The following is an 8,964-nucleotide window of genomic DNA, read 5'->3' as shown; positions in this document are numbered from 1 at the left end:
GATCGCAATTGTATCAACTTCTCCTGCTTCATTTATCGGTAATGATGCAACACAACCATTAGCTATAGGTAAGATATCATGTTCTGTAACTGTAGTTTTTCCTTGTAATCTGCGACTTTCCCGATAGTAAGGGTGTAAAGCAAAAGCCGTATCGATACTGGGTAACAGATTATTGACTTGCTGGGGAAAAATGTTACTAGCTAAACCATAATTTTGTCCTAACTCTGATTGAATATAATGGGCAAAATCATAACTATGTTCATAAGCCTCTGTCAGCCATTGTTGAGCAGCTTCTTCTGACGCAATAAGCCGATCTAAATTTACACCATAATCATTACCAGCGATCGGCCAATTTATCATATAAAGATTATTAGTTAATTTGCCATAGTCTAAAAATTGTTTTCCCCCATAGTTATCCCAAGCACCTATAAACTGTGATTTCGTAACTGGATAGTTAACAGAGGGAATAATAGCGGAATTTTCTTCCCCGCCATAGTCTTGTAACACAAACACCCAAGTAGGAGCTTGTACTGGATATTCTTCGATTAAATCAGATAAATTAAAATCTGCTTCTGGTTGCTGATTATTTCCTTGTTTCTTTTCTGGCAAACTAGGCTCATTAAACTGCTCAAAAGATTCCCATCCCCAAAGATAAGGAATCTCCGCTAAAGCTAATAAATCGCCTAATTCTGTAGCGTCAATAGTAATTTTTGCTTCTACTAAGAAACTTTCAAACTTCACTCCTATGATGGAAGTACCATGCTTAATTACAGATTTTGGTTTACAATTTTTAATCCAATTTAAATTAGGTATTTGTGCTACCCAATCAGCAAAAATCTTGGCACCACAACCAGGATGATAAGTAAATAAACTTACCCAACCATTATCCAAACCTTTACCTTGTCTTCGTTGTAGCTCTTTGAGATATGCACCCCATAATCCAGTATGCCACGGTGCTAATTCATTACCATCGGGTGCTGCGACTCCTGCGGAAGTAAGCATTCCTCCCAACCAAGGAAATTCTGTGGCTAAAATGGTTTTGACTCCACAACGAGATGCTTGAATGGCTGCGGTAACTCCACCAGCACCACCACCAACGACTAAAACATCTGCGGTGATTTTTTTCATGATCTCAATTGAGTATTATTGCTGATAATTAAGATGCTAAACAGACATAAATTACACCAGAAATACCAAAATAGCATTGCTTTTCGCTATTTGAGTATTGCGACTATTTTTTTAATGGTAATTCAGTTAATTATTAGCGGAATTCAAAATAAGCGTCTTTATCGACAAGAAGCCGAACGCCTTGCAGAAAAAGTTGAGACAGAGGCTATTTTCTTAAGTACCGTAGCTCAAAATGCCTTTTTAAGATCTGATTTAATTACATTAAGAGATTTATCTCGACATAGCATTAAAGATCGAGATGTTGTTTATAGTTTATTTGTAAATCGTAATCAAGAAATTCTGGCTCATCATATACAAGAAAATATTATTGTTAATCAAAATGTATTAAACTCTAAAAAATCTTTAGAATCTGCTCAAGATTTAATTAATACAATTAAAACAGATCGCACAATTATAGAAGTTAGTCAGCCTGTCAAAATGGGCAATCGCAATTTAGGAGAAGTTAGATTAGCTTATTCGGTACTTAACCTAAAACGAGAATTAAATATCTTAAGTCTTCTTGATTTTGCTTATGCAATTTTAGTAAGTATTTTATTTGCTACCTTGACATTAATTATTTTTAACAATCAAATTTTACTTCCTCTCAAAAAAATTAAACAGTTAGCCAAAGAATTTGCTGTTGGTAATTTAGAGCAAAGAATAACTCTAGAAAGACAAGATGAAATTGGTGAGTTAGGGGACGCTTTAAATAGTATGGCATCTCAATTCCAATACACTATCAGCAATCTAGAAAAAGTAATGGATGAAGCATTAATTGCAGAAAAAGCTAAAAGTAGATTTCTCGGAAAAATGAGCCATGAATTAAAAACTCCCTTAAATGGAATTATTGGCTTTACTCAATTGATGCAACAGGATTCGGGTACTACTACAGATCAAATAGAAAGCTTAAATATAATCGAACAAAATAGTTTACATCTACTCGGTTTGATTAATGATGTTTTAGAAATAACCAAAATTGAAACAGGAAAAACTAGCTTAAATATTAGTAAATTTGAGTTTTATAATTTTTTAAAATCTTTAGAACAAATGTTTAGTTTTAAGGCTCAAGAAAAAAATATTAATTTAGTATTTAATATTGATGATACTGTACCCAAATACTTAGAAAATGATGAAGATAAGCTACGTCAAGTTATTGCTAATTTACTAGATAATAGTATTAAATTTACCAAACAAGGCTCAGTGTCATTAACAGTTAAACATAAAACTGATGAATCTAATAATTCAACTCACAATTTGTACTTTAAAATAAAAGATACAGGTAGAGGGATTTCACCAGAAGAAATTGATAATTTATTTGTGGCTTTTGCTCAAACCGAAAGTGGAAGTAAAACCTCTGAGGGAATGGGTTTAGGTTTACCTATGAGCAGACAGTTAATTCAATTAATGGGAGGAGAAATTGCTATCAAATCAGAAGTTAATCAAGGAACAGTAATTAGATTTTCAATTCCCATTACAGAAATTGATGTCACTGATTTAAATTTACCGCCTTCTTATGATTCAGAATTCGAGTCATTAGAAGCAGATTCTATGGAATCACAGTTTTTCTATGACTCTGGTTCTAGCTACGATCTAACTAGGAAAAAACTAACAGTTATGCCTCAAGAATGGCTTTTAGAATTACAAGATTCTACAATTAAAGTAGACAATGATTTAATTTTTGCGGTTTTAGAAAGAATCCCCAATCAAGACCAAGATTTAAAAAAAGCTCTGATGGATTTGATTGATAATTTTCGCTATGACTCAATCTTAGAATTAACTGATGATGCTTTAAGTAAAAAGTAATTTAAGTAGCAAAAAGTCAATTAACATTACTGTGATGGAGACTGAGAAATAGTTTGTTCTAGCTCACAAAATAGCGTGTAGCTTCCTTTTCTATTTTTCTTAGAGTAATACATTGCTCGATCTGCATGATTCAATAAAGTATTAATGCTGCTATTATCTTGAGGATATATTGTGACTCCAATACTAGCAGAGACAAGTATATCTTTAGAATCAAAAACCATAGGAGTAGTTACAGCTTCCATAATTCTTTCTAAGATCAGTTCTACTTCTTCAATATGAGATAAGTCCTTGAGTACAATCACAAATTCGTCTCCACTAACACGAGCAATTACATCCTCTAATCGTAGAAATTTTTGTAAACGTTTGGCAATTCTTACCAATAAATAATCTCCTGCTTTGTATCCAAAATGATCGTTAATTGCTTTAAAATTATCTAAATCAAGATAGCAGATTGCAGCTTTTGTATTACTTCTTTGTGTATGGGCAATAATTTGTTCGAGATGATAAAGTAGTAAACGACGATTAGGTAAACCAGTAAGAGAATCAAAATAAGCTATTTTCTCTAATTCAAAAGCATGAACTTTAGAATCAAAAAATAATTTAACCAATGTAGCTAACATTAAGCTAAAAGATAAACCCCAAAGAAAATTAAAATATAGTCTAGAGGGTTGATTCCATCCAACTATAGGAGTTAAACTTAATATCCAATTAGCATCAGAAATATTCAATACTTGCTCGACAGGATTATTAATAATAGAAACAGAAGAGCTAGCAATAATTTGTTTTTGTTGTGTTTCAGGATGAATACGCCACAGTTGATAAGCTAAACCTCGATCTTCTAATTTTTCTAAATGTATGTCTTTGAGAACTTCAGGAAAATGAATCTTAACTGTGGTGAATCCCCAAAATTCTGGTTTTCTTTGGTCATTTTCTAAAAAAATTGGTAAGTATCCTATAGCATCAGAAAAGTTTTTTCTTGAAGTAAAAGATACTGTTAAAGTAAGTTGCTCTTTATATTTGGCAATAGCAGCTTCTTTTGTTTGATGTAAATCCTCTAGTTGATTGTAATTAATCGCAACGTCATTATTTTCCAAAGTAATTATTTCTTCAACTACACCACCTGGTAATAGTGCCAAAGCATCAGCCCCAGGATACAACGGCAATAAATCTTGAGCAACAGTTTTAAAATTAGGAATTATCCCTTGATACTCATGAACCAAAGCTGAAAGAGCATAGGTTACAGACAAGGTGCTTTCCACACTACGCTGAATATTATTAGCGTAGTCATAAGCGATATTAGAAATACGAGAACGTTCTGTAGTAATTCTATATTGTTCCCATCGCCACACAACAACTGTCGTACTTAACAATGAAATCAGAAAAACTAAAATAGCAGCCTGGAATGATGAAAAGCGATTTAACTGCACGCTACGAATATTTATGTGGAGAAATTGCCTCAGACGAGTAAACACGACCTTGCCTTTACTTTATTATTTGTAATTTAAACTCTCTACACATATATTGCCCAAAATTTTCTCAGAAATTAACAATAAATTAAATACTTATCCGTAAAAACTTTGACTATTGGCAATTTAATCGAATAGAATACAGTATTTTTAGCTAATTTTGCTGAGTAATTACTTTCTTATAGTTTTAATAAGAATCACTCACTTTATCAGCGATCGCAGATAGTCTAGAAGTAAGAGAGCATTAGGGAAAAGGGTTCATCATGGCAATCGCAACAATCAATCCTGCTACAGGAGAAACTTTAGCCACTTTCACCGCATTAACTCAAGAAGAAATTGCAGCTAAACTGGCTTTAGCCGAAACTACTTACCAAAAATACCGCGACACTAGCTTTGAGCAACGAAGCCAATGGCTGAATAATGCAGCAGCGATTTTAGAAAGAGAGCAACACCAATTTGCCCAGATTATGACCTTAGAGATGGGTAAACCCTATCAAAGCGCGATCGCAGAAGTTCAGAAATGCGCCCTTGTTTGTCGTTTTTATGCAGAAAAAGCACCTGAATTCTTAGCAGATAAAATAATTGATAGTGATGCGACTAAAAGCTACATTGCCTATCAACCCCTAGGAGTTATTTTAGCAGTAATGCCCTGGAATTTTCCCTTTTGGCAAGTATTTCGCTTTGCAGCACCCGCGTTAATGGCAGGAAATGTGGGGATTTTGAAACACGCTTCTAATGTCCCCCAATGCGCCTTAGCTATCGAAAAAATCATCCAAGAAGCAGGTTTTCCTCCTGGTGCATTTCAAACCCTGTTAATCAGTGCTAGTCAAGTAGCAGCCATCGTTGAAGACGACCGAGTTAAAGCAGCTACCCTCACAGGAAGTGAACCCGCAGGAGCTAGTTTAGCAGCCACCGCAGGCAAAAATCTCAAAAAAACTGTCCTCGAACTAGGAGGAAGTGACCCCTTTATTGTGCTAGAAAGTGCCAACATAGAAGAAGCAGTTAGCACAGCAGTCAAAGCTAGGATGCTTAATAATGGTCAATCCTGTATTGCAGCCAAAAGATTTATTGTTATTGATAGTATAGGCGATCGCTTTGAAGAATTACTAACCACTAAATTTAAAGCTCTCAAAATAGGCGATCCGATGGCAGAAGACACAGATATTGGCCCTTTAGCCACAGCCACAATTTGTGAAGAATTAGACCAACAAGTACAAAAAGCAGTTCAACAAGGCGCAAAAGTATTACTGGGAGGAAAATCTCTAACAGAAAATCCTGGTAACTATTATCTGCCCACTATTTTGACTGAGATTAATCCGCAATCTCCCACTGCTCAAGAAGAATTTTTTGGTCCTGTAGCCATGCTATTTAGAGTACCAGATCTCGAAACAGCGATCGCTTTAGCCAATAACATTCCTTTTGGTTTAGGTGCTAGTGCTTGGACAAACGACCCCACCAAACAACAACGCCTAATTACAGAAATTGCAGCAGGAGCAGTATTTATTAATGGTATGGTCAAATCAGATCCTCGCCTACCCTTTGGAGGTATTAAACGCTCTGGTTATGGTAGAGAATTAGGAGAGCTAGGGATTAAAGAATTCGTCAATATCAAAACAGTCTGGATTAAATAAATAAATACCTTAATACGATTAATTAAGAAGAATTTTTATGAACTATAGATAGATCGCCTCTATTTGATAGAGTAGATACCATCGATAAAAGGCTAAACTCGTCAAACTTTAGTGTTCCCTTACTGAGGTTTCTCAGTCTGATCGCTGATAGAACAATTTGTTTTTTCTACTATTTGGCGCTCATTGTAGAAAAAGCTCCGTTATCTAATGACCGCATTTCGCCGTCACTTGTAAAGCAAAGTTCATAAACCCACCTAGTTTGGGTTTAATTCTAGTAACAAGTTATACAAGATGTTTAAACTCGTGAGAAAATTGTCCTGGATAGACTTCTAGTTTGATGCCACTTCTTAAATTTAAAATTGACAAAATGAGATTAACCATGAGATATCGCACCGTAATTAGTTTTTTCCTCGCATTGTGCTTAGGATTTTTAACTGCTTGTAGTAGTAGTTCCACTGATGTCGATAAGAGAGATCTTACTTATGATGACATTCTGAATACTGGTATTGCCAACTCCTGTTTAGATATTCCTGAAATCAGCCGTGGCTCTATTAACATAGATCCAGATACCAAATATGTTATTAAAGACTTGTGTCTTGAGCCTAAACAATACTTTGTTAAAGAAGAACCTGTAAATAAACGTCAAAAAGCAGAATTTATTGAGGGTAAATTATTAACCAGATACACTTCTAGTTTGGAGCAAATTCGTGGTGAAGTTGTACCTAGCGAAGATGGAACTCTAACTTTTACTGAGACTGATGGAATTGACTTCCAAGCAGTTACAGTATTACTTCCTGGTGGCGAAGAAGTACCCTTCCTCTTCACTCTCAAGAATTTAGTAGCTAGTACCCAACCTGGTCAAACTTCTATCAATGCATCTACTGACTTTGAAGGAGAATTTCGTGTTCCTTCCTATCGCGGACAAGTATTCCTCGATCCTAAAGGTCGTAGTGTTGCTAGTGGTTATGATAACGCAGTAGCTTTACCTGCTAGAGCAGATGATACTGACTTCAGTCGTGCTAACGTCAAAGAATTTGTGGCTCGCAATGGTCACATGGCATTAAATGTCACCAAAGTAGACCCTGACACTGGAGAAATTGCAGGAGTATTTGAAAGTGAACAGCCCTCTGCTACTGACTTAGGTGCAGAAGAGCCAGAAGAAGTCAAAGTTCGTGGCATTTTCTACGCCAGAGTAGAACCTGCGGTATAAAGACTTAAACTTATTCAGTTATTAGTTGTAACAACTAAATTTCTATTGGGGCAATTAGCCCCATTTTTTATGCCTTAAAATACTGAGTAAACTGTAATTTCTTTCAGCAAGGATATCATCCAATGAATTAATGAAATTGGTGAATTATAAAATTACTACTAAGGTCTTAATATCGATCAGTATTTCTACTCAAGCTTTAAAAAACATAAGTATAGGAGAGGTTTTATTAATACAAACTTAATAATAAAAGAATAGTATAAATGCTGTTGTCTCTACAAGAGAGTAAATAATAAGCTGTATTTAGTGAAAGCAAAAAACATTTTCTCAAAAATACTTTTTAAAAAATATTTAAATTTATTAATTCACTAAAATTTGCTCTTGAATAGAAGGATCTTAAACATGGCATCTTGCATTGCTAAAGATATTAAAATAAATAGCCTACATTTGTTCCAGCAATATCAGAAAAAGCCTAACACTCGCTTACGGAATCAGATTGTAGAATTGAATTTTGGTTTGGTCAAAAGAGAAGCTAATCACTGGCTTAATCAATGCAACGAAACCTATGACGATTTACTTCAAGTAGGTTCTTTAGGCTTAATTAGAGCAATTGAACGCTTTAATGTCGAAAAAGGAAGTGCTTTTAGTTCTTTTGCTATTCCCTACATCAGAGGCGAAATTCAGCACTATTTACGAGATAAAAGCTGTACCTTACGTATTCCTAGACGATGGCTCGAATTAAGACAGCAATCAGTTTCTTTTATTAGAAAATTTCGCACTGACAATAACCGCCAACCCACAGAATTAGAAATTGCTCAACATCTTCAAGTTTCGCTGAAAGAATGGCAAGACATTAAGCTAGCCTACCAAAATAGAAGACCCCTCAGCTTGGATGTTTCCGTTAATAACGATAACGAGAGCCAAACTAGCCTTTGCGATTTAGTTGCCGATCCTAAACATCGTAGCTTCCAACTAGCTAGAGAAGATCGTTTCCGTCTACAGCAAGCTTTAGGTCAACTAGAAGAGCGAACTCGCAACGTGTTAGAGTTTGTTTTCCTTCAGGACTTAACTCAAAAAGAAACTGCTCAACGATTGGGTATTAGCGTAGTTACCGTATCTCGTCAGCTTAAAAAAGGCTTAAATGTTTTACAAGAGTCGATGGGTAAAGAGGAAGGCTAACAGTAAACTTGTTTTGCAAATAAGTGTTAATACATAACACATCTAGTTATAAGGGTGAACACCTGCTGTTCATCCCTATCTTTTTTTTATAGCGCGAGCGAGAAAACCGCATTCCCCGAAGGAAAACATAGACAAAGTAGGACAGACTTCCATAGTGTAAGGGTTGTGAGCCGATAGTTTTTTGCCTTTGCGGACAAAATTCCCCCAAAATTCAGTACTTTAATACTGTTTTTTAGCTCTAAAATAGGGGAATTTTGTCCAAGTCTGTCCTACTTTGTACTAGTTTATTGGACCCCTTGTGGGTGGGGTAATTGACACCTTATTAAACATCTTCTCTAGACCAATAACTATTGACCGTAATCGTTCATTCCCCCCCCTAAAAAACCAGAAATCGAAGTCAAATAATTCTCAGAACAGCGAATTGATGTATGCTATGAATTATGGCTGGATTAGATAAAGATGACTTGGCACAGATGAATGAAGACTACTTCAAGTCTCTCAATCAAGAGAG

The 8,964-nt window shown here is 35.2% G+C and carries 6 protein-coding genes; 4 read left to right on the top strand and 2 right to left on the bottom strand.

What is annotated here, in order from left to right; translation table 11 throughout:
* The coding region (locus H1P_RS28050; RefSeq protein ID WP_144873945.1) for an FAD-dependent oxidoreductase at positions 1-1,128 on the bottom strand (1,128 nt) is incomplete at its 3' end.
* Between the two features lie 33 nt (positions 1,129-1,161).
* On the opposite strand from H1P_RS28050, the gene H1P_RS28045 reads away from it, so the two are divergent.
* Complete coding sequence (locus tag H1P_RS28045) at positions 1,162-2,970, top strand: sensor histidine kinase (protein WP_144873943.1); 1,809 nt, start codon at positions 1,162-1,164, stop codon at positions 2,968-2,970.
* 26 nt (positions 2,971-2,996) lie between these two features.
* Here the strand turns inward: H1P_RS28045 and H1P_RS28040 are convergent, their stop codons facing one another.
* Entirely contained in the window at positions 2,997-4,442 is a 1,446-nt protein-coding gene (locus H1P_RS28040) for a sensor domain-containing diguanylate cyclase (protein ID WP_144873941.1), read from the bottom strand.
* Positions 4,443-4,699: 257 nt separating this feature from the next.
* Here H1P_RS28040 and H1P_RS28035 point away from each other — a divergent pair, with 257 nt between their 5' ends.
* The 3 genes from H1P_RS28035 to H1P_RS28025 all read left to right on the top strand — a co-directional run bounded on the left by H1P_RS28035 (position 4,700) and on the right by H1P_RS28025 (position 8,453).
* Positions 4,700-6,067, top strand: coding sequence for an NAD-dependent succinate-semialdehyde dehydrogenase (locus H1P_RS28035; RefSeq protein ID WP_144873939.1), 1,368 nt, complete (start codon positions 4,700-4,702; stop codon positions 6,065-6,067).
* Positions 6,068-6,446: 379 nt separating this feature from the next.
* Positions 6,447-7,277, top strand: coding sequence for a photosystem II manganese-stabilizing polypeptide (gene psbO / locus H1P_RS28030; protein WP_144873948.1), 831 nt, complete (start codon positions 6,447-6,449; stop codon positions 7,275-7,277).
* A 399-nt stretch (positions 7,278-7,676) separates the two neighbouring features.
* The gene (locus H1P_RS28025; protein WP_144873937.1) at positions 7,677-8,453 is read left to right on the top strand and encodes an RNA polymerase sigma factor SigF; all 777 of its coding nucleotides are present in this window, start codon (positions 7,677-7,679) and stop codon (positions 8,451-8,453) included.
* Positions 8,454-8,964 lie beyond the last annotated feature (511 nt).

The organism is Hyella patelloides LEGE 07179 (assembly GCF_900659865.1).
Taxonomy (GTDB): Bacteria; Cyanobacteriota; Cyanobacteriia; order Cyanobacteriales; family Xenococcaceae; genus Hyella; species Hyella patelloides.
Note: the sequence above shows the minus strand (reverse complement) of the source record. Positions and strands in the feature narration are given on the sequence as shown.